This window comes from Labrenzia sp. PHM005 (assembly GCF_006517275.1).
GTDB lineage: Bacteria > Pseudomonadota > Alphaproteobacteria > Rhizobiales > Stappiaceae > Roseibium.
Window position 1 is genome coordinate 3,136,006 of the sequence record NZ_CP041191.1, and the last position, 26,678, is coordinate 3,162,683.

Genomic DNA, 26,678 nt, shown 5'->3' on the forward strand with positions numbered 1-26,678 from the left:
GGACAGGGCTCATCCATGTGCCTATCTCTTGAGTATGATCACACCTGCGCAAACAACAGCCAATGACTACCAGATCGTGGTGGAGCCCCTGACCGGGGAGGTAGCCGCCTGGCATGGGGACGTCCTGCTTGCCCGCTCAGAACGGGCGCGGGTGATGCATGAGACCCGGCTGCCGCCAACGGTTTATTTCCCGAAGGAAGATGTCGTCGCCGAGCTGGACACCGAGCCGGATTTCAAGACCTTCTGTCCGTTCAAAGGGACAGCGTCATATAAGCATGTCTCAATCGGCGGTGAGATCTACAATCGCGGTGCCTGGAGTTATCCTTACGCGCTGCCTGAGGGCAAGGACGTCGAGGGCTATCTCGCGTTCCGCCAAGATGTTGCGACGCGGGTTGAGCACAATGGCGGTCCAATCGAACCGGTTGTTAGCGGTAATATCTCAGGCCCCATGGTGGATTGGCTTTTGCGTGAAGCCTGGCTCGCCAAAACTCCGGAAGCTTTGATCGCCGCGCTCGGGCAAAAACTGGTCGAAGAGGGGATCGCCGTCTCCCGGATCAGCATTCTGATCTGGTCGCTCCACCCGATGATTGCCGGGCGGTTGTTCGTCTGGAAACGGGACGGCAATGAAGTCAAAAGCCACGCGCCGTCTTATGACAATTTGGAAAGCCCGCAGTTCAAGAACAGCCCGTTCCAGCATGTGGCCGATGGGCTCGGTGGCATCCGGCAGAAGCTGGACACCAATCCGGACGAATTCAATTTTCCGATCATGGAAGATCTGAAGGAAGAAGGTGTGACCGATTATGTCGCCATGCCTTTGCCGTTCTCTGATGGCCGGATCAATGTTCTGACATTGGCGTCAGATCATCCAAACGGTTTCACAACGGCCAATCTCGGACTGGTGTTTGAATGTTCGGCCCTGATCAGCCGGTTGTTTGAAGTGTTTGCCCTGACCTCCAATGCCACATCGTTGTTGGAGACATATCTGGGCAAACGCACAGGTGCCCGCGTGCTCGGCGGCAAGATCCGGCGCGGCGATGGTGATGTCATCGATGCCGCGATCCTCTTTTGTGATCTCAGGCATTCCACCCGGCTGGAAACGGAACTCGGGCGGGACGTTTACCTGGAAGAGCTGAACCGGTTCTTTGAGGTGACGACGGACATCATCAACGATCATGACGGCGAAGTGCTGAAGTTCATTGGGGATGCTGTCCTAGCGATCTTCCCGGCCAACAAGGGACGCCAAGAAGCCTGCCGGCAAGCGCTGGAAAGCGCCAAGGTGATTTCGGAAGAGCTGGCGAGCCGATCGACCGATCAGGTTGCGTTAGCGTGTGCGACAGGCATTGCTTATGGCGATGTCACCTACGGCAATGTGGGGTCAAGGGAGCGGCTTGATTTCACTGTCATTGGCAGCGCGGCGAATATCGCGGCCCGGCTCGGCGATTATGGTAAGAAATCCGGCCACAGTGTTGTTGTTGCGGGAGATGTTGCGTCGGAAATGAATTTCCGGTTTGACGCGTTGGGCGCACTAGAGCTTCACAATGTTGCTGAAACGGTAGAGGCTTACGGCATCGCCACATCTTAAGTGTCGATCCGTTTTGACAGGTTACTGCAGCTTTGGATTGCCTTCAAAGCCGCCGACAGGCTGATTGCGGACCAGGATAACGAGTCCTTCCTTGCTCGGAGCTGCGTTGTTTAAGGCGACACCACCATAGTTTTCGCAAAGCTCTTCGGCGCTTTTGCCACGCGAAGGGGTGAACATGGTCAAGGCCTGGCATTCAACCCGGCGCAGCTCGCTGTCTGTTGTTGATGGGCCTGACAGGGCAAAAGTCAGTCCAGCGCCAATCAATACAGCCGTCGTTATGGTTGCGAAAGCAAACTTGGTCATGGTCCCCGTTTCCATCTCCTGGCCCGGAATCATTCCAAGCGCTGCGGTATGGACGGAGAATGGCGGAACGCACCTATACTCACCCTGAATCCGGCATTCACCTTCTGTTCAGATTAGATGATTCGGCAATTTTTGCCGAATTCCGGCAGCGTTTCAGGGGATATCCTGGCCGCTAAACGTGGGATAAACGGGATATTAAGAGGCAGAAACCGGCGGCAAACTGAAAACACTATTTGGAATTCAGGAAATGCCGCCAGGTCTTGTGCCTTCTTTTTACTCTGCTGCCAGTCCGAAGGACGGCGTTGGTTTGCCGTCCGTCAGACCGCGCACCTTTTCTATGATCGCGGCGGCATCCAGCCCATGATGGTGGTAAAGATCGCCGATGGTTCCGGTCTGGCCAAAATGTTCAACGCCCAGCGGAATGGTCTGGTGTCCGGTAACAGACCCAATCCAGGACAAGGTCGCGGGATGGCCGTCGATGACGGTGATCACCTTGCAATGCCGGGGAAGGTCCGCCATCAGCGTTTCAATGTGCGAGACGGCTGCGCTGTTGCCGCGCGAGCGGGCGCGCTGGGCCGCGGTCCAGCCGGCATTCAGCCTGTCGGCCGACGTCACAGCTAGCACGCCGATGTCGCGCCGGGCTTCACCAATCATGCCGGCGGCCTTGATGGCTTCCGGCGCGACAGCGCCCTGATAGGCGATGACGATGTCGCAGTTGGGGCCCGGTTTGCGCAGCCAATAGGCCCCATCAATGGCACCTTGCCGGAAATCTTCGTCGACGCGTTTGCCAGGCTGCTCGATCGGATTGGTGGTCAAGCGCAGATAGACCGAGCCACCGGTTTCATCACGCAGCCATGTGCGTTCATCCGGCTGGCCTTCACCGTCGCGCTGAACATATTCAAAGGCCCATTGCATGATCTCGGCGAGTTCATCGGCGAACGCCGGTTCAAAGGCCGCCAGCCCGTCCTGGCTCATGCCGATGAGCGGTGTGCCGACTGATTGGTGTGCGCCACCTTCCGGCGCCAGCGTCACGCCGGACGGCGTGCCAACCAGAATGAAGCGGGCGTCTTGATAACAAGCGTAGTTGAGCGCATCAAGGCCGCGGCTGACGAAGGGATCATAGACCGTGCCAATCGGAATGAGCCGTTTGCCGAAGAGGGAATGCGATAGGCCGGCGGCGCCCAAGAGCAGCATCAAGTTCATTTCCGCAATGCCAAGCTCGATGTGCTGGCCGCCTGGCGTGAACTCCCACTTGGCGGTGGACGGAATTCGGTGCTCGATGAAGGCGTCTGCCTGAGCTGAGCGAGCGAACAGTTTGCGCCGGTTGACCCAGGCGCCAAGGCTGGTGGTGCCGGTGACATCCGGTGATGTGGTCACAATCCGCTTTGCCAGCGCGCTGTCGCCTTTGGAGAGATCATCAAGGATCTTGCCGAAAGCAGCCTGGGTCGAGGTTGACTTGGCACTGTCCAACTCGATTGCAGGAACGCCCAGCTTTTCATCTGTATAGCGGCGCAGACCGCGCGCAAAGAAGGGAACCTCCTTCAGAAAGGCAGTGAGTTCGTTCGGTTGTTCGACCGTTGCTAGCGGTTCCCATTCTTGTCCCTCGGCTACGCCCATATGCGTCTGCCAGTCGGCAAACTGGGTTTTGTTCATCAGGCCGCCGTGGTTGTCCTTGTGTCCGGCGATCGGTGTGCCCCAGCCCTTGACCGTATAAGCAAGGAAACACGTCGGCCGGTCATGGGTGATCGCCTCGAACGCCTCGGCCATGGTCTCAACACAGTTGCCGCCGAGGTTTTCCATGAGTGCGGCTAGGTCTTTGTCGCTGCGCCGCTCAATCAATGCGGTGACGTCGCCCTGGTCGCCTAAATCGTCCAGCAAACGAGTGCGCCAGACAGCACCGCCCATGAAGGTGAGCGCGGAATACTCCTGGTTTGGACAAGCATCGATCCAGGCTTTTAGTTTGTCCCCGCCCGGTTCCTGGAACGCTGCTTTCTGCAGCGCGCCGTATTTCACCCGAACCACGTCCCAACCGAAGGCATCGAAGATCTTCTCGATCCGTTCAAACAAGCCCTCGCGGACAATACCGTCGAGCGACTGGCGATTGTAGTCGATCACCCACCAGGTGTTGCGCAAGTCGTTTTTCCAGCCCTCCTGAAGGGCTTCATAGACGTTGCCCTCATCCAATTCGGCATCGCCGACAAGCGCCACCATCCGGCCCATAGGAGCTGCGTCGCCCCAGTCCTTGGCCTTTATGTAGTCCTGAACGAGCGAAGCAAAGGAGGTGATGGCGACACCCAAACCAACGGAGCCGGTGGAGAAGTCGACGTCATCAATGTCCTTGGTACGGGAGGGGTAACTTTGAACACCGCCGAACCCACGGAAATTCTCCATCTTCTCGCGGGTCTGGTTGCCCATCAGATACTGGATGGCATGAAAGACCGGAGACGCGTGCGGTTTGACCGCCACCCGGTCCTCCGGCTTCAGGGCAGAGAAATAGAGCGCGGTCATGATCGACACCATCGATGCGGACGAGGCCTGATGCCCGCCGATCTTGATACCATCGACCTTGGGCCGCAGGTGATTGGCATGATGGATCATCCAATGCGACAGCCACAGCAAACGCTGTTCGATGGTCTTCAGATGGGTCAGCTTGGCGGTCATGACCGGCTCCTTTCGGTATGGTCTTAGGCGGCGGCAGTCATTTCAGTTGCCGGCAAGGCTTGGTCCAGGTCGGCCAAGATGTCATCCAGGTCCTCCAGGCCAACCGACAGGCGGATCAGGCCATCGGTGATGCCGTGCTCTGCCCGTTCTTCCGGCGTGTAGGTTGAATGGGTCATGGTCGCCGGATGCTGGATCAAGGTTTCCGCATCTCCAAGGGAAACCGCCCGGCCAATCATTTGCAAGCGGTTCATCATGGTCCGGCCAGCTTCCAGACCGCCTTTCAGCTCAAAGGCGATCATGGCGCCAGGTTTGGCCATCTGGCGCTTGGCAAGATCGTGCTGGGCGAAGCTTTCAAGCCCCGGGAAATAGACCTCGCCGACAGCAGGGTGCGCTTCCAGCCATTCGGCCACCGGCTGGGCAGAGGCGCAGTGCCGGTCCATGCGTAGCGCAAGTGTTTTCAGGCCGCGCAGGATCAGCATGGCGTTGAATGGTGCCATGACAGCGCCAGTCATGTCCTTCATGCCGACAAGGCGGATTTCCTGAACCATTTCCGCCGGGCCTGCAATCAGACCGGCAACCACATCGCCGTGCCCGCCGAGATATTTTGTCGCCGAATGCAGAACCAGATCCGCGCCATGTTCAATCGGACGGGTGAGGTAAGGCGTTGCATAGGTGTTGTCGACGACGACGGTGGCGTCGGCGGTCTTTGCGATTTTGGAAACAGCCGCGATGTCCACCAGCCGCATGTTCGGATTGGCCGGGGTTTCGAAATAGACCACGCGGGTCTTTTCACTGATGGCTGCCGTCAGGTTCTCCGGTTCGGTGAGATCCACATGGGTGACGGTGATGCCGAATTTGGTCAGCCCATGGCGCATATAGGCGAAAGTGCAGCCATAAAGGGTCTCGTCGACAATGATCTCATCGCCAGGAGACAGCAGGGTCCACAGGGCTGCGGTGATTGCGCCCATGCCCGATGACAGTGCCAGACCAGCCTCAGCGCCTTCCAGAAGAGCAATGCGGCGCTCCAGAAGGTCAAGGGTCGGATTGGAAATGCGCGAATAGATGTGGCCTTCACGTTCGCCGGCAAACATTTCACCGCCGGCCTCTGCCGTCTCAAAGGCAAAGGTAGAGGTCAAATGCAGGGGCGGGGTGAGGGCACCCTCGTTCTTCAGCGGGTCATAGGCGTGGTGGATGGCGCGGGTCGCAAAGCCCTTCAGATGGTTGTCCATGTCGAACCTTTCTTTAAGTTGCGAACATGGTGCGCCTTTATGGCTGGCAATTGATTTCAAATAATGCCATTTTGTGTATAGAAATTGGCATAATCTGCTAAAAAGTAGGCGAAATGGACGGAAAAGACCGGCAAATCATTCGTGCACTGCAACAAAATGGCCGCATGACCAACCAGGAACTCGCCGCCAAGGTGAACCTGTCGCCGTCGCCGTGTTTGCGCCGGGTGAAGATCCTGGAGGCGAGCGGGGCGATCAAGGGCTATACGGCCGAGGTTGACCCAAAAGCCTACGGCCTGCCGGTCACCGTCTTCGTGCGCATCCGGCTGGAGCGGCACAACGAAGAAGACGTTAAGCGTTTTGAAAGTCGGGTCATGGCGATGGACGAAGTTTTGGAATGTGTGGTGATGACCGGGGCAACGGACTATCAGCTCCGGGTGGTCGTGTCCGGCCTCGATGCTTATGAGGACTTCATCCGCCAACGGATCCACCCCATTGGCTGCATCGCGTCCATCGACACCAGTTTTGTCTATGGCTTTGTCAAAAAGACAGGCGTCTTTCCGCCGGTGGATTGAACACCACTGTGTTGGGAAAAGGACCGTCTCTGCGCGACGGGTTCTTCGGAGATGAAGTTTTACCCCGCCCTACGGCGGTCATCCCCGGCGCAGCGCAGCGAAGGCCGGGGAACCACTCGTTTGCAGAGCCTAAGCGGAAAGTTCTCTCTACCGTCCGCATGCGGAGAGCAAGAGTGGATCCCCGCACATTTCCGTTTCACGGGGCGGGGATGACCGCTGTGAAAAGGTCCGGTCACCGAAATCCCTTTGACGTTCTCAGTCTGGGTACGCTGGTTCCTGGAATTGCCCCTCTATCTCCTGACGGAGACATCTCCCCCGCAAGGGGGGAGAGGAGTGAAAAGTGCTCAACCGGTTCCTAGGACCCGGCCGCCAAAATCTTCGGCACCTTGTTGGGGCGGAGGCGATGAGCGTCTGGCATGCCGGACCCCAGCAGTGGGCGCAGGTACATCCGGAATTCATCGGTGACATCATTGCCGGACGCGGAGATGAACGCATCGGGCATGGTGCGGGTTTTTCCGGCGACCACCTCCAGCGGCACCAGTTCATAGTCGACCGAATAGTGGCCGGTGCGTTTGATTGTCACCGATCCGTCGCGGTCACCGAACATTCCATATTGGACGGCCTTTTCGCCGACTTCGCGGGCTTCATTCTGGTCCACATCGGAGACACAGCCAACAAAACTGCGCTGGATATAGCCGAGTGTATCGCCCCGGACCCGCGTGACATTCAGCGCTTCCTTGACCTTCTGCGTTAACAAATCAGCGAGCGCGCCGCTGCCGGACAATTGCACATTGCCATGGGCGTCCGTTTCGACTTCTTGGCTTAATTTGGAGATGATCGGCTCGCCTGAGGCATCATGAATGCCTTCACTGACCGCAATAACGCAGCGGCCAAGGCGGTTGTACACCTCGCGGACGTCCTTGATGAACTGATCAATGTCGAAGGTGCGTTCAGGCATGTAGATGAGATGCGGTCCGTCATCTGAAAACTTCTTGCCCAAGGCGGCAGCGGCAGTGAGAAAGCCGGCATGGCGGCCCATGACAACCCCGATATAGATGCCAGGGAGCGCTGCATTGTCGAGATTGACGCCCATGAACGCTTGCGCCACATAACGCGCAGCGGACGGGAAGCCCGGCGTGTGGTCATTTTCGACCAGATCGTTGTCGATCGTTTTGGGAATGTGGATGCAGCGCAGATCATAATTGGCCTTGCGCGCTTCATCATTCACGATGCGCACGGTGTCTGAGGAATCATTGCCGCCGGTATAAAAGAAATAGCCGATCTCATGGGCCCTCAGGACTTTGAAAATCTCCTGGCAGTATTTCAGGTCCGGCTTGTCGCGCGTTGACCCAAGCGCGGATGACGGCGTGTTGGCGACCATCTCCAGATTGTGGGTGGTTTCCTGGGTCAGATCGTAAAAATCCTCGTCCAAGATCCCGCGCACGCCGTGCACCGCGCCGTAGATCAGCTCCACGCTGCGGAATTTGCGCGACTCCAGCACCGCCCCGACCATGGACTGATTGATAACCGCCGTCGGCCCACCCCCTTGGGCGACCAATACCTTGCCGTGAAACATCGAGATTTCCTTTTTATTTTTGAGCACCCAAATTGGCACCAAAAGAAGTCTACAAACAAGCGTTTAATTGGGGCAGGTGCACACGATTTGAGCAGTGTTTTTCGGGCGTGGCAGATCTTTGAATACTTGCATTTTACCGAGGGTGGATTCACCCACACGATAAGCGGAAAACCCGATTTCGGAAACTGCAGAAGGTTACAAATAAACTGAGGCGCTTTGCAGGGGTATTTCATAATTTGGCATTTTCAAGTTAGGGTTGATGTTCAGTTATGACTTCTTAGCGCAACACTGCGATAGCATTTGCAGCAAGATCACTTTGACGTCACTTGTAAATCAGGCGGAACACGCCTGGAAAATTTGCATGCAAAAGTATTTACTCCTTACTCGCTTTTGGGTTGTGGTTTTGTTCGTGATTACTTTGAGTGTGCGGGGGGGTATTTACTAAACTTTGGCATATTGGCGGGCCTTCGCTTCGAGTAGGCCTCTTGCATTACTAATGGATATTGTAATTTGTTCTGAGTTGCGGATAGCTTACGTTGGGTTACTGTGTCTGCTGGCAAGGCTGTTGCATGGGGGTGAACGATGGTAACGGCGACAATCGACGAAGTCACAACTGGCACCGATATCCAGCCAGGCAATAGCGGCAGCATCTTAGACCAAATCATAAATACCAATGGCGCTATACTTGTCGGTTCGTCCGCATCAGGAGGGTACAGTAGTCCTCTGGATATGAGCTTTGACGCTTATAGAACTGCACTTGATGCCGGTAAGCAGTATTTGGTGCAACTTACGATAAATGGTGTTGCAAACGACGCTACCAACGCAGCAACATTTTCCCTTCGGGATGCCTCAACCGGAAACTCCCACGGCTCATTTGATTCAACTTACCCATATTTTTATCGTCCGGATACCAACGGTTCGACGACGTGGACCCAAGCGTCCTATCGTTGGTATACGGATGGCAGCTCCCCTTATTTGACCCCTATTATTGTTGTGGAACCACGGGGGGTAACGGCTGGCTATACTTTAACTCTGACAGATACAACCGTTCCGGTCGTGACAGCTGTATCGGCTTCCACCCTCGGTTCTCAAGATGAGACAACCTTGTTGCGTGATGCGCCGGGTACAGTGTCGGATACAATGGCAACAATTGTCGTATCCGATACGATCTACGGCAGTGTGCAGGGTTCTTCCGATGTTGATGTCTATAGATTGAATGTTGAAGCAGGCAAAGAGTACGTCATTGAACTGAAGAAAAGCGATGTTGGTAATACATTTGAGTCCACAGACACATTTTTGACTTTGAAGGACGCCAACAACAACAATCTATCATTTTCGACGTCTAGCGGGGATGCCAATACGCTGGAAAGAGTGACATTCACTGCTACAAGCACAGAAACAATCTACATATCGAATACGTTTCAAACCGGGGATGGAAATACACCGGATGCCCAGGGACAGGTAGCCTATTACAGGCTCAATGTCACCGAAACCGGAGGGACTACGGATCCCACAACGCCAACAGTTTCTCTTGATGCGGTTGACGACCAGTTCAATATCAGTGTCGCCAGTGGGTCCACGACAACGAGTAGGCAGTTGGACATTGCATTTGGGAATTGGTCCAGCAACCCAAACACGGTTTTTCTGAACTCTGATTCAACTCCCGGTGTCTTCACCAACAGTGGGCAAAGTCTGGGCAGCTCGAGTAGCTGGAGCATTGCGTCGGCCGACATCAACGGGGACGGTTTTGACGACCTGGTTTATGCAAGTGATCAGTCTGGCCAGCCTGTTGTCGCGTTGAATGATGGCGACGGAACATTTACTTTACAATCGGGCGTTTTAAGTCAGACCAATGATCGCATCGTCCAGTTGGGCGACATAAATGCTGACGGTAACATTGATCTATTGGTTGGCGGGATAGATGCCAATGCCGTTCGGGTATACCTAGGTCTCGGTAATGGCTCATTTAATACCTCAAGCACAATCCAGGTTCCCGTAGCTGCAGGCAGTCTTGAAGCCGCCTTAGCTGATGTCGACGCCGATGGTGATCTTGACGTGGTCACTGCCAATTTCCAGGGCAACGGGAATGGGATTTATTTGTTCGATTCTGGATCGAACACGTTCAGCGCATCAACCGCGACCCTTGGCACCCTTGCCTCGCGCGATGTTGTCCTTGCCGATGTCGATGGTGATGGTGACTTGGACGCTGCCCTAGCACCCTACACTGCAGATGTTCCGAACCAGGTGTGGTTGAGTAATGCAGCTAACAAGGGCTCTGGGGATCCACTGGCGTTTACACAGTCTAGTTCGGCACAAGTTGGTTCGCAGGCCCGGAACTTGCAGTTTGCCGACATGAACAACGATGGGCGTGCTGATCTGGTTACAGTAAGCGGAGGTGCGACTGTCGAAGTTCATATCAACAATGGCAGCGGTTCTTTTACGCAAGCGTTCTCAACGGTTTCAGGTTCATCTTCCGATCAGTTTTACGGATTGGCGGTCGCTGATCTGGATGGCGACGGAGATATGGATGTCGCAACCGGTAATGATACAGGCAACAATTATGTATGGACCAACAATGGATCCGGCGCACTCGCGCAAGCACAGACATTGACCGGTGCAAAAGCCGACTCGGTAACGATCGGCAATTTCGATGGCCAAACAACAAATAGCGTCGGTGGAACGGTTACTGTGAGACAATTGGACGTTCTTGCAAACGACCCGCGGCCGGACACTGCCTCGTTACAAATTACAGCGCTGGGGTCCTCCACCAGTTCTCTTGGCGCAGCGCTTTCTATTGTAAATGGTGAGATCTCTTATGATCCGACAAATGTATCGTCGATCACAGCTCTGACTGCCGGGCAAACTTTAACAGACACCTTTAGTTACACAGCATCAGACGGCAATGGCACCACTGATTCTGCGACGGTAACTATCACACTGTCCGGCGCAAGTGGGTCGTCCATCAGTGGAGAGAACACATCTGTTCAGGAGATTTACCGGTTTTTTAACTCTGCTACAGGGACACATTTTTTTACAGCTAGCGTTGCGGAGAGAGACAATATCATCTCAACGCTTCCGCAGTTTTCTTTCGAAGGAAATGCATTTGACTCTGATGCCACTCAAGCGAATGGGGGAACGGCCGTCCATCGCTTCTTCAATACGGCAACAGGCAATCATTTTTACACGGCGAATAATGATGAGTATTTGAATATTCTCAATAATTTGTCTCAATTTAATTATGAGGGAATAGTTTATTATGCGTATTCGTCATCCAATAATTCAAATACCGAGTTTTATCGGTTTTACAATACGCAAACAGGATCCCATTTTTACACCGCAAGTGCTTCAGAGCGAGATAATATCATCAACACATTGTCTCATTTTAACTATGAGGGCGTCGCGTATTATGTTGATATTGCTTAGAGATTAGGTAGGTCCGCAAAAAATGGTGCCACAAGCTATGTGAAGTTTTCGGCGGGCTAAATGGAGGCGACAAGAAAAACGGCCTTGGGCTTCAAGATCAAATGCCGCTTTCCGATTGTGGCTATCATCTGGACTACATCGTTTGGCCGTTGGCGCAATCTACTGCGAAAACCTGCTTTTCTGGCAAACCAAACTGTATATCAACCGAGCATTCACACGCCAAAAAGAAAGGGGCAGAAAACCGCCCCTTTCTCACGCATCTTGAAAAAGTAATCAGACCTTGCGTCCTGGAAAAATTACTCTGGGACGGAGGGGTATTTCATGCCGGCGACGTCCTGCATCAGGCGGATGACCTGGGTGCTGTAGCCGGCTTCATTGTCGTACCAGACGTAAAGCACGAGGCGGTCACCATCGACGATGGTCGCCTGGCTGTCGACCACACCGGCATGGGTGGAGCCGACGAGGTCCGAGGAGACCAGTTCCGTTGACGCAGTGTAATCGATCTGGTCCTGCAGCGGCGATTGAATGGAAATCTTGCGCAGGTAGTCGTTCATTTCCTCAGCCGTTGTCTCACGCTTGAGATTGAGGTTGAGGATGGCCATGGAGACGTTCGGGATCGGCACACGGACAGCGTTGCCGGTCAGTTTGCCCTTCATTTCCGGCAGACACTTTGCAACAGCACTTGCCGCGCCCGTGCTGGTCAAAACCATGTTGAGCGGCGCGGAGCGGCCCCGGCGGTCGCCCTTGTGGTAGTTGTCGATCAGGTTCTGGTCGTTGGTGAAGGCGTGAATGGTTTCCACATGGCCGTTCTCGACACCGAACTCATCGTTGATCACCTTCAGCACCGGCGTGATCGCGTTGGTGGTGCAGGAGGCAGCGCTCAGGATGTCGTCGTCTTCGGTGATGTCGCCATTGTTGACGCCATAAACGACATTCTTGATGGAGCCTTTGCCCGGCGCGGTCAGAATGACCTTTGAGGCGCCCGGACATTTCAAGTGCTGGCCGAGACCGTCTTCGTCGCGCCAGATCCCGGTGTTGTCGACCACCAGCGCATTGTTGATGCCGTATTTGGTGTAATCCACCTCGGCCGGGGAGTTGGCGTAAATCACCTGAATGTAGTTGCCGTTGGCAATGATGGCGTTCTGTTCTTCATCCACGGTGATCGATCCGCTGAAGGCACCGTGGACGGAATCGCGCCGCAGCAAGCTGGAGCGTTTTTTCAGATCGCCGTCCTTGCCGCCGCGCACGACAATGGCGCGCAGGCGCATTTTGTTGCCCGCACCCACACGTTCCACCAGCATGCGCGCCAGAAGGCGGCCAATGCGGCCGAAGCCGTAGAGGACAACGTCCTGTGGCTCCTGCAAGATGGAGGTTTTGCCGGTGTTGATGCTGGCGAGCTGCTGCTCCAGGAAAGTCTTGGCATCGCCGCCTTCCGCCATGAAGCGGTGGCAGAGTTTGCCAAGGTCAACGCGGGCGGCGGCAAGGTCCATCTCCAGCATCGCCTTGACGATTTCAAGGCTTTTTGAGACGTCCAGCTCCTGACCGGTGATCTGCAGGGCGTAGCGGTGGGCCTTGATGATCTCGATGGCGGAGTTGTTGAGGAGCCGGCGTCCGAAAATCCGGATGTTGATGCCGTAATCCCGGTAGAGGTGGCCAACCAGTGGGATCATCTGCTCAGCGGCGGATTGTTGTTCCTTCCAGTTATCGAAGTGATTATCCATAGCCGCCATGCCGACGAACTCCCTTTGGGTAATTAACGCACAATGATTGGCAGGTTTTCCCGCCTGCGCGCGGTTTAGCGCCAGTCCAAACGCAATGTCCAGACCCACTTTTTGTTTAATCGATTAGATGGAGTGGCAGCGTTGCCAGCAACGCTTCGGCGTCCCTCACAATGACAGTGGCGACAAAAAAAGGGGCGGAAAACCGCCCCTTGAATGCGTGATGCTGAAAGCGGCCAATTAGGCGCTTTTGGCAACCTCGATACCTTTTTGAGACATCAGTCCCTGAAGTTCCTGGTTCTGGAACATTTCGCGGATGATGTCGCAGCCGCCGACAAACTCACCCTTCACATAGAGCTGCGGGATGGTCGGCCAGTTGGTGTATTCCTTGATGCCTTGGCGCAGGTCATCGTCTTCCAGAACGTTGATGCCTTTATACGGGGCGCCGACATAGTCGAGGATCTGAACGACCTGACCGGAAAATCCGCACTGCGGAAAGTTCGGTGTGCCTTTCATGAATAACACAACATCGTTGGTATCGACTTCGTTTTTAATCCAGTCCTGGATGCTCATTTCTGCACGTCCTTGCGTTTCGCCGGCGCGGTAAGCCTTTGGCCGGTGCGGTAAATCAATCTGGATACGGCTTTCCAAATCCGGACTTCCATAATCAGAAGGATCACAAGAACTGGGATGAGGAAAAGCCAAACCATTTTATTTCTCCATGGGTTTATTCCGGCGCTTGAGTCTGAAGGGCCAGGGCATGAAGTTCCCCTCCCATGTTTCCTTTCAGCGCTTCATAAACCATCTGGTGCTGCTGTACGCGGCTTTTGCCCCGGAAGGCTTCCGAGATCACATTGGCCGCGTAGTGGTCACCATCACCAGCCAAATCCCGGATCTCGACCTGAGCATCGGGCAGGGCCTCCTTGATCAGGGTTTCGATCTCATTTGCGTTCATTGGCATAGTAGGTGCGTCCTTATTCCATAAATCCAAGCCGATAATTGACTTAAGCGATTGCCATGTATGTTGGGAACCAATCTTCGTGCGCTTTTTTCAAGTTTGCAACGGATATGGTGAGAACACCTTCAACTGTCAAATCGCCGCCACCTGTGGTGCCGATTTTTTGAACTTCAATTCCGGCATCAATGATGTCTTCCAGCACCGCGTCGAGCTTGTCTTGCGCGACCGTGACCACATAACGGCCCTGGTCTTCGCCAAAAAGCGCAGCGTGGGCCGGACCGTCAATTTCGACGGTCGCGCCGATGCCGCCGGACATGGCCATTTCAGCAAGCGCGACCCCAAGACCGCCTGAAGAGATGTCGTGCACGCCGGTGACCCGGGCCGCGCCGATCAGCTGACGGACGATGGTGCCGCGGCGCTTTTCCGCGGCCAGATCGACCGGCGGCGGAGCGCCTTCTTCGCGGCCGAGAATGTCAGCCATGTACTGGGTAGCGCCGAGATGTGTGCCGAGGCCGCCAATCACGAGGATCGCATCACCTTCATTGGCAAAGCTTGTTGCGGCCCGCACAGTCACATCCGGCAGAAGACCAACACCGCCAATTGCCGGGGTCGGTAGAATCGCTTCGCCGTGGGTCTCGTTGTAGAGCGACACATTGCCGGAAACGATCGGGAAATCGAGTTCGCGGCAGGCTTCACCGATGCCTTTGATGCAGCCGACAAATTGTCCCATGATGTCCGGCTTTTCCGGATTGCCGAAGTTGAGGTTGTCGGTGGCAGCCAGAGGCTCGGAGCCAACGGCGGTCAGATTGCGCCAGACTTCAGCAACGGCCTGTTTGCCGCCTTCATAAGGATCCGCTTCACAATAGCGCGGGGTAACGTCGACGGAGAAAGACAGGCCCTTGCGGCCGCCATCGACGCGGATAACACCGGCATCGCCACCCGGCGCGGCGGCCGTGTTGCCCTGAATCAGCGTGTCATATTGCTCGTAGACCCAGCGGCGGGAGGCGCCATTGGCGTTGCCAACGAGGGTCTTCAGCGCGTCTGCGTAGTCTTCCGGCTCGGCAACATCGGCAGCTGCCAGAACGGGGCGTTTGGTCGGTTCAACCCACGGACGGTCGTATTCCGGAGCCTCGTCGCCGAGTTCCTTGATCGGCAGATCGGCAACGACTTCGCCCAGGTGTTTGACGACGAAGCGCAGCGTGTCGGTGGTTTTGCCGACGATGGCAAAATCCAGACCCCACTTTTTGAAGATCGCTTCGGCTTCGGCTTCCTTTTCCGGGCGTAGAACCATGAGCATGCGCTCCTGGCTTTCTGACAGCATCATTTCATAAGCGCTCATGCGCTCTTCGCGCACCGGCACCTGATCCAGGTTCAGCTCAATGCCGAGATCGCCAGAGGCGCCCATTTCAACTGCGGAACAGGTCAGGCCAGCCGCGCCCATGTCCTGGATCGCGATCACCGCGCCGGTCTCCATCAGTTCCAGGCAGGCTTCCAGCAGGCATTTTTCGGTGAATGGGTCACCGACCTGAACAGTGGGGCGCTTTTCATCGATGGTGTCGTCGAATTCCGCAGATGCCATGGTCGCTCCGCCAACACCGTCGCGGCCGGTCTTGGCGCCAAGGTACACCACCGGCAGGCCGACACCTTCAGCTTTGGCCAGGAAGATTTTGTCGCTGTCGGCAAGGCCGGCTGCAAAGGCATTGACCAGGCAGTTGCCATTGTAGCGGGCATGGAACTCGACTTCGCCGCCGACGGTCGGAACGCCGAAGGAGTTGCCATATCCGCCGACACCGGACACAACGCCTGACACCAGGTGTTTGGTGCGCGGATGGTCCGGCTCGCCGAATCTCAGCGCGTTCATCGCTGCCACGGGCCGTGCGCCCATGGTGAAGACATCACGCAAGATGCCGCCAACCCCGGTCGCAGCGCCCTGGTAAGGTTCGATGTAGGACGGGTGGTTGTGGCTTTCCATCTTGAAGACAACGGCCTGACCATCTCCAATATCGACAACACCGGCGTTCTCGCCCGGTCCCTGCAAAACCCGCGGACCTTCGGTCGGCAGGGTTTTCAGCCACTTCTTGGAAGACTTGTAGGAGCAGTGCTCGTTCCACATGGCTGAGAAAATGCCGAGTTCGGTGAAGGTCGGCTCGCGGCCGATCAATTCCAGAATGCGGTCATATTCATCTGGCTTGAGGCCGTGGGAAGCGATGAGTTCGGGCGTGATCTTGATGTCGTTCGGGATCATGTCGGTCCGGAAATCTGCGGCGTTGAGAGCGTTTCGCGAAACGCTTTAAAGCGCCTGGGCCAGTTTCGCGCCGGTTTAGCAGACAAAATCGCAGATGGGGAGAGGCCAGGTTCGATTCATTTGACTGTTAAGGCCTATTCGCAAGCTTTTCAGAAGATATCGGCCTATTCGAAGCTGTCGTAACAGGCGCAGCTGTCTTGAAGCAGATTTCCAACGGCCGCCAGCCCGTCGATCGTGTCTTCCCGGGTGAGCGGATTGCTGAAGCCGATCCGGATACTGTGATAGACCTTGCCCGTGCGTCCGGGTTTGAACTCGTCCTCATCGTCCACCAGCACATTGTTTGCCGCGGCTGCTGCTTTGAATGTTCCAGGATTCCAAGGTTCGGGAACTTTCAGCCACAGGAACGGGCAGTCCGGTGCGGAACGGTACTCGAAGGAACCGAGATGCTGTTCGACAAGTGCGTGCCGCGCAGCGATTTCGGCGCGGACTTTTTCACGGAAGTTGTCTGCTGCGCCGGACAGAACCAGACGCGTAGAAAGCTCTGACAAGAGGAAAGAAATGCCGCCAGTCAGCATCTTGTGGGCGGTATATATTCTTTGGGCATAGGCGTGCGGGCTGGAAATCCATCCGCCGCGGACACCGGCTGTCACAGATTTGGAGAGTGAGCCGACATGAAAGGTCCGTTCTGGCGCCAAGGCAACGATTGGTGGGACGGATGTCTCCCGCAAGGAGCCGTAGACTTCATCCTCGATGATCCAGAGATTATGCTGGCGGGCTACGGCGACAATGTCCTGCCGCCGGGTTTCACTCATGAAGCCGAGAGTGGGATTGTGCATTGTCGGCATGAGGAACAGGATGCGCGGATGAGTTTGTGCGCAGACCCGGGAGAGATCCTCGGGCAGGGGGCCTTCCTGATCCCGTTCCACCACAACTGGCCGCCGACCGGATAACGCTGCCCCCCGGGCAATGGAGCTGTACGTCAAATCCTCAAAGGCGATCCGGTCTCCGGGTGCGGTCGTGGCCGCGATGATCGACATGATCGCCGCCTGCGCTCCGGTTGTTGGGACGATGCTGCCTTCGTCCGGTTCCCAGCCGCTTCTTGAGAGCCAGCGTTTGCCGGCCGTTCGCCAATCTGGCGGCACGGCGCGCGTGTAACTGGCAATCTCGTAAGGCCGGTCCCGGGTGATCTGTAACGTCAGATCCCCGATGACTTCGGCCTGACCAATTTCTGGAGCTGATGTGCTGTCAAAGCGGATCGCCGTGTCATGGGGAACGGGAATCCGTGTTCCAGCAAATGCGCGGTCTAAGGGTGGCTGCGTCGCATCTTGAACCCATGACCGGCCTTCCAGTGGTTCATTACGGACATTTGCATAAGCAGGCGGTCCTCGGTGTTCAGCGCTCAAAGATGGCTTTGTGTTTTCCTCAAGCGGCAAGGGGCCCTTGCTGCCCAGGACGTAGGTTCCTCGGCCCACCTCTCCGGTGACAAGCCCACGTTGGCGGATGGTCGCGTATGCCCGGCCAATTGTACCAACCGTTACGCCCAGATCATACGCAAGGTCGCGTTGCGGCGGTAGTTTGGTGCCAGCCGCAAGTGAACCAGAGGCAATGTCCGCGGAAATCTGATCCGCGAGGCGCAAGTAGATCGGGCCATGCCCGTCCGGGATATCAGGAAGCCAATTTGTCATGGTGACAATTTTGTATATTGCCACCGTGAAGGAGTCAATTCATATGATTGTCGCCGCACAATTTTGATAATTGTGTTGATTGTGCCCTAAGGAGTTTTGAAAATGAGTGCAATAGAGTCAATCTCCGCCGTCCATTGCCCCGCACCTGCTGGCAAGGCCGCGCCGCGATCAACATTCGTGCAAAAGGTCTTGGGCTGGATGCTGACAGCGAGAAGCCGCGGACATCTGGCAGAGCTCACCGATGCGCAACTGAAGGACATTGGTCTGACCCCGGCTGAAGTTCGTAAAGAAGTGGAAAAGCCGTTCTGGCAAGGGCCTCGGTTTCGCTAGGAGAAATGCCCTTGTGCCGGATGGAGGGAACCTCCGATCCGTCTTAGGAAGGTTTCCGGAAGTTTTCCTCATGTCAGTTAGGTGTGGCAGCCTAAGTACCTGACTGGCACACTTCCGGATTGGCAGGCGCCCGTTTCCCCCGGGCGCCTGCAATCGGTCAGACTGCGCCGGTGTATTCACCGCGGGCCGGGTAATCGTTTTTCTTCACGAAATCCAACGCCCCGAGCATTTCCTGGAAATGCGGGCGGACGAACGGCATCGTCTGGACGGACGCAAAGTAGAGGCTTCCGTCCGACTTGATCAGGAACACACCTGGCTCGGAGAACAATTCCGGCTCCTCGATGCCGATGGACGTCTTACCGCGTCCTGTCGAAATATAGAGGCCCCAGTCCTTTGCCACGTTAAGCGGCAAATCATGTCCAAAGCGAAGATCCTCATGACCGACCTTCTCGGCCATTTGTTGCGCGCGGTCTTCCGTGTCGGACGAAATCGCGATTGCCTCAACGCCGCGTTCCTTCAGTTGGGGCAGGAGACGGCCGAGTTCTTTCAGATACGTGGCGCAGATCGGGCAATGAAGGCCGCGGTAAAACACGACGAGTGTTGCAAATTCCGCGGTGCTTGCGGTCAAATCAAAGGTGCCTGAGGACAGCGTTTCAACCGTTAGTGCTGGGACTTTTTGTCTTGGAGTGAGCATGCCATTTCCTTTTTCAGCGCATCTGCGCAGTTCTTGACGAAAGATTTGGCTAGCATATCGAACGATATCGGCGTAAATGTACAAAAATAATAACATTGAGTACGGAAATGCAGAGCCCTTACCGCACGAATTTCAACGGCCGACTGGATCGACTGTCTTCTCTGATTGACCGCTTGCGGGTCCATGTCAGCGACAACGGCTCAAGTGGTCCGGATGTAGAGTGCGCGACTTTATGGATTTGCAAGGACCCGGCTCAGGATCTCCGGCTAATTTTGAGCCCAGCTAACAAGAGAGTTTCGAGTGGACTGGACAAGGTGCGGCCACGAGCCGACGAAAGTGTGCTGGTTTCCACCCAAATTGAAATCTCTGGTGTAGGCAAACGGCTTTTCACAGCCCTTCCTGTGTGCCTGTCTATCGATCTTGCCGAAGACCCGAGCCTGTCTTCTGTTGTCATGCCGCTGATCGAAGAAGTCATGCGGCCGCGCTGTGGCGGGCAAGCAGTCTTTCAACGACTCTGCGAAGTTGTGGTCATACGGCTGCTGCGCCATGCCCTCGAAGGCGAAAGAGTCGACACCGGATTGTTGAACGGACTGTCCGATTCGCGGGTTGCGCAGGCGCTGGTCGCAATTCATGAGGCGCCGGGTGAAAATTGGACCTTGGAAAGGTTGGCAGAGGTTGCTGGGATGTCCAGGACCCAATTCGCGGTGACGTTCAAGGATCTGATCGGCTCTACGCCCATGATGTATTTGTCGAATTGGCGTTTAGACATTGCGCGGGACGAACTAGCGGCTGGCCGGCAGGTCAAATCTGTAGCCAATATGTGCGGATTTTCCAGTGCCGCGTCATTTTCTCGCGCCTTCGCAAAACGTTATGGCGCGCCGCCGAGGCGTGTCCGGCAAATCAGCTGAATTTTGCGTGTTATTTCAATGTGATTATTCTTTATAGGTATTAATTGCATTGTAATAAGTTATGCAATTACAGATTGTATTCATGTTAACGAATTTACTGCAACCTCCAGTCCGTCCTAACTGGAGAAGCAATCATGACGTTACGTAGTCTTGCAGTCGCTGGTGCAGTTTTTGTTGCGGCGGCGATCCCGGCATCCGCCAATCAATTTGAATCGGAGCTCAAAGCCCTGTCGGTTGGCAAAATAGCCGATATTTCTAGTTCTCAAGAAGTGATCGCTGCGATCAAAAGCCAAAATGAGCGCACTGCCACATATGATCAATCCAAAATCGATGAACTGGATAAAACCTGGCGTGCTGAGGCCGAATCCAACGACCAGCCCATGATCGATGATGTTCTTGGCAATGACTTGTCTGGATACCTGATGGATATCCAGGACGGAAGCGGTGGGCTGTTTACCGAGATCTTTGTGATGGATGCAAAGGGTCTCAATGTTGGTCAAAGCGATGTCACCTCGGACTATTGGCAAGGAGACGAAGCCAAATGGAAAGAGACCTTTGGCAAGGGTCCTAACTCCGTCCTGATCGGCGAGCTGGAACAGGATGATTCAACCCAACAGTTGCAAAGCCAAGTCAGTATCACGGTCGCAGACCCCGACACCGGTGAGCCGATTGGGGCAGTGACATTCGGTGTCAACATCGAACAGCTCTAAGGCCGAATAGCGCTCAGACATTTGACACACACAATTGCCGACCGGAACAAAAGAGGCAAACCATGAAAATTTCCAAGACATTGCCGGCTATCATTGTTGGACTTGGGCTCATTTGCTCTGTTGCGGTCGGCTTTGCCAGTTTCTTATCAGGCAGCAGCCTTATCGGAACATTGACCGAAGACCGCCTGACTGCACTTGCGCAAAGCCATCGTGCAGCGCTGCAAAGTCAGATTGAGACCTATGCAGGGTCCTTACGCTCGATGGTGGAAAGTCAGCTGGTTCGAGCATCTCTTGCCGATTTTCAGTCTGGCTGGAAAAAGGCTGGCGATGGTGCCGCTGATAGGATGCGGAAAATTTATGTGACCGATAATCCGCACCCAGCGGATCAAAGGGACGAGCTGGTGCGCGCGGGCCGCAAACCCTATGATCGCTCGCACAAAAGTTTTCATCCGCTTCTGCGCCGCTATGCCAGCGAAAATGGGTATGGAGATCTGTTGCTGATTTCACCCGACGGCAATGTGGTTTATTCGCTGAAAAAACGGGCGGATTTTACAGCAAATCTCAAGTCACCAAAGTGGTCGAGCACGGTTCTGGCCCGCGCCTTTGAAAAGGCTATCGCGGGAGAAACGGGGTCGGTCCATATGCTGGATCTCGAAGCCTACGCGCCAAATATCGGCCAACCTGCTGGAATTTTGGCCGTTCCCGTCTCGATTGGCCGTAAAACCATTGGCGTTCTGGCCGTGCATGCGCCAACTGGGAAACTATCGGATACGCTGGCGACTTATGCCGGGTTGGGCAAAACTGGAAATGTCCACTGGGTGAATGCAGACGGTGTCAGTCAGAATGATAGCGCACGCACGCCGCAAAAAAGCGAACTCCTCGACACTTCATTTAGCCGGTCCGATGTCACGCGGCATATGGCAGCCGATAGCAAGTATCTGGGGTTGGATGATGTAAACGGTAGATCCGTTTCAGCCGCCATTGCGCCGTTTGAAACCCTTGGCAATGCCTATGCTGTGATCGTGACCCAGGACACAGATGAGGTTCAAGCGCCACTGCAGGCTCTGCAACGAAACCTGGTTCTGATTGCTGCACTCATTGCATTGTTTGCCGGGCTTGTCGGATTTTTTTACTCCAGAAGTCTCACCCGTCGGATCAACCGGCTTGCGGATGCGATGCAACAGCTCGCAGATGGCGCGATAGATGTTGTCCTGCCAAAGGATAATGGCAAGGATGAAATCGATGACATGACTCGCACGGTTGAGTACTTCCGTGAAAGTGTGAAGCGGCGCGAAGAGTTGGAGGAAGAAGAGGTTCAAGAGCGGTCCCGCGAGCGGATGCGCCAGAGCATCGTTGCGAAGTCGATCACTGAATTCAGAGACCTGATCGAAGGCGTGGTGGCCAAGGTGACGATCAAAACGGACGCGATGATCAAAAGCGCCGGCAAAATGAACACAATTGCCGAAGGTGCCTTTGATCGTGCCAATGAAGCCAATCAGGCAACGGAACAATCGTCTCAGAGCGTCCAGACCGTCGCGTCAGCGGCGCAAGAGCTGACAGCGTCTATCAGCGAGATTCTTGAGCAAACCACGCGTGCCGGCGATGTGATCGGGGAAGCGACAGACGTTGCTACCCAAACAGATACCCAAGTGACGGGACTGGCGAGCGCTGCGGAAAAAATTGGGGCGGTCGTTGGAATGATCCGCGAAATTGCCGCGCAAACCAATCTCCTGGCCCTGAATGCCACAATTGAGGCTGCTAGGGCTGGAGAAGCCGGACGCGGGTTTGCGGTTGTAGCCTCTGAAGTCAAGGCGCTCTCTGAGCAGACCGCCAATGCAACAGAGGAAATAGAAGCCCAGATCTCCGGTGTTCAAAACCTGACCAATGACACGCTGGAGTCTATTCGCCAGATCGTTTCGTCGATTTCCAATGTGCAGACCATGGCCGACTCCATCACACAGTCGGTTGGTGACCAGCGCCAGGCGACCGAAGAAATCACCAAAAGCATCACCATTGCTGCCAACGGAACACAGAAGGCGATGGAAAATGTCGAACTGACCTCGGGTGCGATCTCCTCGACGGTCGAAGAGGCCGGATCGGTGAATGCCACGAGCGGTGAGGTCAAAAACATCTCAAGCGATCTGTTCGAAGCTGTCGAAGATTTTCTTCAAGCCATGAACAAGGATGTTCATGACCGGCGGACGGCCTTACGGAAAAAGGTTGCCGGTGAGGCGATCGATCTCATTGCAAATGGCCAAACGTTCCAGGTGTCTTTACGGGACGAAACTGACGGCGGTTTGGGCGTCGAACCGGTTGATGGCTTGTCTCAAGATATGGAAGTGATTGTATGCCGCCGGGGTATGCCGGAAACACGCGGCCGAGTGGCATGGGTTTCTGAAGAGGGCGCCGGGATCGAGTTGCTGGCAGCTGAGAAGAGCGTGGCCATCGCAAGTTGACAAACTCATAGGCCCCGACCGCTTGGCGGTCTGGGCCAGTTAAGTGCGGCTTGGAAATCTACAGCACAATACAGCTAAAAAGCCGCATAACGCTATCCCATTGCAGCGGAATCTAAGCAGCGCTAACTTCATTGAGAAAGGCGTCGATCCGGTCATTGAGCTGTTTGTTGATCGCGCTGATTTCGCGGGACGCATCGCGGATTTTGCCAGCTGAGTGCATGGTGTCAGAAGCTGTTTCCCGCAAACTGGATACATTGGTTGCCATTTGCTGTGTCCGCTCTGCGGCGGACCCGACATTCTGGCTGATTTCATTGGTTGCTGCCGTTTGTTCCTCAATGGCACCAACTATTGCAACGGTGCTTTCCTGAACATCTGTGATAATGCCGGTTATCTGCGACATGGCCGCGACGGTAGTTTGGCTGGACGATTGAATGGCCTTGATCTGGCTGGAGATTTCGTCGGTCGCTTTTGCGGTCTGATTGGCGAGCGATTTGACCTCGCTGGCAACAACCGAAAAACCGCGGCCATGTTCGCCGGCGCGGGCAGCTTCGATTGTTGCGTTGAGGGCGAGCAAATTAGTCTGCTCAGCAATCGCCTGGATCAGAACAATGATCTCGTCGATCTTGGTTGCCGCCTCAGCGAGCTGATCCACATCTTCGTTTGTCGCACTGGCGCTGATGCTGACTTTTTCGATCTGAAGTGAGGTCTGGGTTACTTGCTCAGAGATTTCTCCAATCGCACCACTCAATTGCTGGGTCGCTCCAGCGACCGCTTGAACATTTTCCGATGCAAGCTCTGAAGCTTCGTTGGCATTGCTGGCCTCATGGGAATTGCGTTCGCTGGTGTCGACCAGACCTCCGGCCAGCACATGAGCGTCGTCGATCGTTTTTTCAGCCGATGAAAGCATTGCTACGATATCGTGTTTGAAAGCTGCAATCGTCTGATCGATTTCGCTCTGGCGGGTGGCCTTGGCCTCGTTTTCCTTCTCTGCGTCGTTTTCCAAGCGCCGGCGATCCAGCGCATTGTCCCGGAATACAACGAGCGCACGTGCCAACTCACCAATTTCTGTATTGGCTTCGGTCTGCGGGATCTCATGATCCAAATTGCCAGCCGCGAGCTGTCCCGTCGCGCCGGTAATGTCAGAAAGGTTCCTGGACACGCTTAAAACAATCAGAAATCCCGCTCCGATTTGGGTCAACAACGTCAGGACGACTGCGCCAAAAATGAGGGTAGCCGCCGAATCACGAGTGTCATTAAGGGCAGCATGAATATCTGCTGCCGATTTCTGGGTTGTCTTCAACTGGGCCAATAAAGTGTTGTCGAGGCCGGAGTACGAGCTGTTCAATGTCTCCTGGGCTATCGCCAGCTTACCTTCTGCCGTTCCCAGATTATCCAGGCGGGTGGACAGCTCCTGGAGCAAGCTCGTCATACTGTCAGTGAAATCACTATCCAGATCCGGTTCTTCCAGAAGGGATTGGAGATCACCGATCCGTCTCTCTGCAACTTGAAGATGGCTGTTGTCTTCGCCGGAGATGATTTTGACGATATCCCGTTGAAGGGTTTCAAACGATAATGCGACCTGGAATACGGCAGGCTGATCGTCAAACTCCAGCTCTTCATAAATCCGCGCTGCGATCTTTGCAGAAGTGTTGCTGGCATCAACTGTATAGCCCGTTGGCGTATTGATTCCTTGCTGCCCACCTTCGGCGACGACGACAGATTGCCGGTCTCGATATCCAAGAAGCGCTAGGTTTTCCCTGTATTGATGCAAGGCGCCGCTATAGCTGGCAAAAGATTGGGTCAGAAGCGCATCGGTTTTTTGGCTTGAAAGAAAATCCGAGACTGCCGTAAGTGTTGCTTCTACTCCGGGAAGTGCAGCCGCTTTGCGTTCGGCCCGCAGGTTTTGTTCAGCTACCTTGAGAGCAAGGATTTTGCGATTAAGGACGGAGAGTTTCTCGTAGTCCTCTTGCGCAACTTCAAAGTCTTCAGATGCCTTTGTGATTGAACTGTCCGAAACATATTGGGCAACCCCAATGACGGACAAACCAAAGACGGCACTAAAAGCCAGAGCGGCGACCCGGTTGCGAAGGGAAATCCGGTCGAAGAAAGTCAGATTGCTCATGTTTCTGGCCTCAAAATACGAGGGAACTAGAGAATTCTGACAATATCTAAGCGGCGTTATCCTGAAGAAAGGCTTAACACATAGAAAAAATTATATATTTGCATGAATTCGAAAGTGTTTGAAATCAGCCGATTACATCACTTACTTGCGATCACTGAGCGTCTTTTCCAGCGCATAGAATTCGTCATTGATGTCATCGACTTTGCGCGCCAGAAGGGCCTGAGCGTCTTTCAAGCCGAGATTGTAAAAAGCGGCGCCGAGGTTTGTAGACAGAAAATCGATCAGGAACTCAGTGTCCATATTGCCGATTTCAAGTTCCAGCTCATCATCGAAGTAACGTTGGATTTGCGCGACAAGGCGGGTCCGGGTTTCTTTGTCGAGAGATTGATCTGCCATACCCGCCTCCAATGTCCGGTTTAGGCCGCTTGATCCAAGAGACTCTCAAACAGCAGACGGCCATCCAGGCCACCGTGCAGCGGTTCAACCAGATTTTCCGGATGTGGCATCATACCGAGCACATTGCCCTTCGCGTTCATGACGCCGGCAATGTCGTTGATTGAACCGTTCGGATTGGTGCCCTCAGCATAGCGGAAGATCACCTGGCCATTATCTTCAACCGACTTCAGTGTTTCAGCGTCGGCGAAATAGTTTCCGTCGTGGTGGGCCACCGGGCAGCGCCAGACCTGACCTTTTTCAAACTTGCCCGAGAAGCGGGTCGCGCTGTTGACGGTTTCCAGCATGACTTCCTTGCAGACAAAATGCAGGTCGGCATTGCGCATCAATGCACCCGGCAAAAGGCCAGCTTCGGTCAGGATCTGAAATCCGTTGCACACGCCTAGAACGGACACGCCGCTCTCGGCCTTGGCGACCAGATCCTTCAGAATCGGTGAGCGGGCGGCAATCGCACCGGAGCGCAGATAGTCGCCGTAAGAAAAGCCGCCTGGAACCACAACAAGATCAGCATCTGGGAGCGTGGTTTCGGTGTGCCAAACGCCAACAGGGCGGGCGCCGGTGATGAGTTCCAGGGCATGGAACATGTCACGGTCGCGGTTGGAGCCTGGGAAAACGATGACGGCGGTTTTCATGGGGCAAAATCCGATGGTTCAGAGCAAGACAAAAACGGCAATGAGAGCGGCAAGGGCTGGAACAAGGATGAAGACCGCTGCCTTGAGGCCCAGAAAGACAATAGCATTCTTTGCGTCGTCATCCATGGGGTGTCCCGCTTCAGGCGATCTCGATTGCGTAGTTTTCGATGACGGTGTTGGCGAGCAGTTTTTCGCACATCTGCTCAAGTTCGGCTTTGGCCGCATCCGTGTCGGAGCCGGTCAATTCAACATCGAAGACCTTGCCCTGGCGGACCGAGTCAACGTCACCGAAACCGAGACCTCCAAGAGCGCCTTCAATGGCTTTTCCCTGAGGATCGAGAACACCGTTTTTCAAGGTGACGATCACACGCGCTTTCATGATTTTTGTTCTCCATCGGCATCTGGCAGGGGCTGTTGCGCG

22 protein-coding genes are annotated in these 26,678 nt (G+C 55.0%); 7 read left to right on the forward strand and 15 right to left on the reverse strand.

Annotation, left to right across the window (positions count from 1 at the left end):
- Window positions 1-34 precede the first annotated feature (34 nt).
- Window positions 35-1,582, forward strand: a complete 1,548-nt coding sequence (locus tag FJ695_RS14090) for a DUF427 domain-containing protein (protein ID WP_141188734.1) — start codon at window positions 35-37, stop codon at window positions 1,580-1,582.
- Window positions 1,583-1,603: 21 nt separating this feature from the next.
- On the opposite strand, the gene FJ695_RS14095 is transcribed toward FJ695_RS14090, so the two are convergent.
- The 3 genes from FJ695_RS14095 to FJ695_RS14105 all read right to left on the reverse strand — a co-directional run bounded on the left by FJ695_RS14095 (window position 1,604) and on the right by FJ695_RS14105 (window position 5,775).
- Window positions 1,604-1,885 (reverse strand): antitermination protein, encoded by a 282-nt coding sequence (locus FJ695_RS14095; RefSeq protein ID WP_141186048.1) that lies wholly within the window; start codon window positions 1,883-1,885, stop codon window positions 1,604-1,606.
- Window positions 1,886-2,158: 273 nt separating this feature from the next.
- Window positions 2,159-4,546 carry a 1-deoxy-D-xylulose-5-phosphate synthase N-terminal domain-containing protein gene (locus tag FJ695_RS14100; protein WP_141186049.1) on the reverse strand — a complete coding sequence of 796 codons (2,388 nt, stop codon included), beginning with the start codon at window positions 4,544-4,546 and terminating at the stop codon, window positions 2,159-2,161.
- A 23-nt stretch (window positions 4,547-4,569) separates the two neighbouring features.
- On the reverse strand, window positions 4,570-5,775 hold the full coding sequence (locus FJ695_RS14105; RefSeq protein WP_141186050.1) for a methionine gamma-lyase: 1,206 nt from the start codon (window positions 5,773-5,775) through the stop codon (window positions 4,570-4,572).
- A 113-nt stretch (window positions 5,776-5,888) separates the two neighbouring features.
- Between FJ695_RS14105 and FJ695_RS14110 the strand changes: the two genes are divergently transcribed.
- A complete protein-coding gene (locus FJ695_RS14110) occupies window positions 5,889-6,347 on the forward strand; it encodes an Lrp/AsnC family transcriptional regulator (protein ID WP_141186051.1) in 459 nt (152 codons plus the stop codon).
- 355 nt (window positions 6,348-6,702) lie between these two features.
- Here the strand turns inward: FJ695_RS14110 and FJ695_RS14115 are convergent, their stop codons facing one another.
- Window positions 6,703-7,923, reverse strand: coding sequence for a 6-phosphofructokinase (locus FJ695_RS14115; protein WP_141186052.1), 1,221 nt, complete (start codon window positions 7,921-7,923; stop codon window positions 6,703-6,705).
- A 582-nt stretch (window positions 7,924-8,505) separates the two neighbouring features.
- Between FJ695_RS14115 and FJ695_RS14120 the strand changes: the two genes are divergently transcribed.
- Window positions 8,506-11,346 carry an FG-GAP-like repeat-containing protein gene (locus tag FJ695_RS14120; RefSeq protein WP_141186053.1) on the forward strand — a complete coding sequence of 947 codons (2,841 nt, stop codon included), beginning with the start codon at window positions 8,506-8,508 and terminating at the stop codon, window positions 11,344-11,346.
- 296 nt (window positions 11,347-11,642) lie between these two features.
- Here the strand turns inward: FJ695_RS14120 and FJ695_RS14125 are convergent, their stop codons facing one another.
- The 5 genes from FJ695_RS14125 to FJ695_RS14145 all read right to left on the reverse strand — a co-directional run bounded on the left by FJ695_RS14125 (window position 11,643) and on the right by FJ695_RS14145 (window position 17,952).
- Window positions 11,643-13,076 (reverse strand): glyceraldehyde-3-phosphate dehydrogenase, encoded by a 1,434-nt coding sequence (locus FJ695_RS14125; protein WP_141186054.1) that lies wholly within the window; start codon window positions 13,074-13,076, stop codon window positions 11,643-11,645.
- A gap of 228 nt (window positions 13,077-13,304) precedes the next feature.
- Window positions 13,305-13,637 (reverse strand): Grx4 family monothiol glutaredoxin, encoded by a 333-nt coding sequence (gene grxD / locus FJ695_RS14130; RefSeq protein ID WP_141186055.1) that lies wholly within the window; start codon window positions 13,635-13,637, stop codon window positions 13,305-13,307.
- Window positions 13,638-13,791: 154 nt separating this feature from the next.
- The gene (locus tag FJ695_RS14135) at window positions 13,792-14,025 is read right to left on the reverse strand and encodes a BolA family protein (RefSeq protein WP_141186056.1); all 234 of its coding nucleotides are present in this window, start codon (window positions 14,023-14,025) and stop codon (window positions 13,792-13,794) included.
- A 43-nt stretch (window positions 14,026-14,068) separates the two neighbouring features.
- Window positions 14,069-16,267: a phosphoribosylformylglycinamidine synthase subunit PurL gene (purL, locus tag FJ695_RS14140; protein WP_141186057.1), complete on the reverse strand. Its 2,199-nt coding sequence runs from the start codon at window positions 16,265-16,267 to the stop codon at window positions 14,069-14,071.
- A gap of 164 nt (window positions 16,268-16,431) precedes the next feature.
- Window positions 16,432-17,952: a PLP-dependent aminotransferase family protein gene (locus FJ695_RS14145; protein ID WP_141186058.1), complete on the reverse strand. Its 1,521-nt coding sequence runs from the start codon at window positions 17,950-17,952 to the stop codon at window positions 16,432-16,434.
- Between the two features lie 102 nt (window positions 17,953-18,054).
- Here FJ695_RS14145 and FJ695_RS14150 point away from each other — a divergent pair, with 102 nt between their 5' ends.
- The gene (locus FJ695_RS14150) at window positions 18,055-18,282 is read left to right on the forward strand and encodes a DUF1127 domain-containing protein (RefSeq protein ID WP_141186059.1); all 228 of its coding nucleotides are present in this window, start codon (window positions 18,055-18,057) and stop codon (window positions 18,280-18,282) included.
- Between the two features lie 157 nt (window positions 18,283-18,439).
- Here FJ695_RS14150 and FJ695_RS14155 read toward each other — a convergent pair whose 3' ends face one another.
- A complete protein-coding gene (locus FJ695_RS14155) occupies window positions 18,440-18,976 on the reverse strand; it encodes a peroxiredoxin-like family protein (RefSeq protein WP_141186060.1) in 537 nt (178 codons plus the stop codon).
- Between the two features lie 107 nt (window positions 18,977-19,083).
- On the opposite strand from FJ695_RS14155, the gene FJ695_RS14160 reads away from it, so the two are divergent.
- From FJ695_RS14160 to FJ695_RS14170, 3 genes are all read left to right on the forward strand, one after another.
- On the forward strand, window positions 19,084-19,884 hold the full coding sequence (locus FJ695_RS14160; protein ID WP_141186061.1) for an AraC family transcriptional regulator: 801 nt from the start codon (window positions 19,084-19,086) through the stop codon (window positions 19,882-19,884).
- Window positions 19,885-20,018: 134 nt separating this feature from the next.
- A complete protein-coding gene (locus tag FJ695_RS14165; protein WP_141186062.1) occupies window positions 20,019-20,594 on the forward strand; it encodes a hypothetical protein in 576 nt (191 codons plus the stop codon).
- 62 nt (window positions 20,595-20,656) lie between these two features.
- Window positions 20,657-23,050 (forward strand): methyl-accepting chemotaxis protein, encoded by a 2,394-nt coding sequence (locus FJ695_RS14170; protein WP_141186063.1) that lies wholly within the window; start codon window positions 20,657-20,659, stop codon window positions 23,048-23,050.
- A 112-nt stretch (window positions 23,051-23,162) separates the two neighbouring features.
- Here the strand turns inward: FJ695_RS14170 and FJ695_RS14175 are convergent, their stop codons facing one another.
- The 5 genes from FJ695_RS14175 to purS form a co-directional block, all read right to left on the reverse strand.
- Window positions 23,163-25,172 (reverse strand): methyl-accepting chemotaxis protein, encoded by a 2,010-nt coding sequence (locus tag FJ695_RS14175; RefSeq protein ID WP_141186064.1) that lies wholly within the window; start codon window positions 25,170-25,172, stop codon window positions 23,163-23,165.
- A 141-nt stretch (window positions 25,173-25,313) separates the two neighbouring features.
- Window positions 25,314-25,568: a DUF2164 domain-containing protein gene (locus FJ695_RS14180; protein ID WP_141186065.1), complete on the reverse strand. Its 255-nt coding sequence runs from the start codon at window positions 25,566-25,568 to the stop codon at window positions 25,314-25,316.
- Window positions 25,569-25,588: 20 nt separating this feature from the next.
- Entirely contained in the window at window positions 25,589-26,257 is a 669-nt protein-coding gene (gene purQ / locus FJ695_RS14185; RefSeq protein ID WP_141186066.1) for a phosphoribosylformylglycinamidine synthase subunit PurQ, read from the reverse strand.
- 18 nt (window positions 26,258-26,275) lie between these two features.
- Entirely contained in the window at window positions 26,276-26,383 is a 108-nt protein-coding gene (locus tag FJ695_RS28285; RefSeq protein ID WP_141186067.1) for a phosphoribosylformylglycinamidine synthase-associated small membrane protein, read from the reverse strand.
- Window positions 26,384-26,396: 13 nt separating this feature from the next.
- Complete coding sequence (gene purS / locus FJ695_RS14195) at window positions 26,397-26,636, reverse strand: phosphoribosylformylglycinamidine synthase subunit PurS (protein ID WP_141186068.1); 240 nt, start codon at window positions 26,634-26,636, stop codon at window positions 26,397-26,399.
- Window positions 26,637-26,678: the final 42 nt, after the last annotated feature.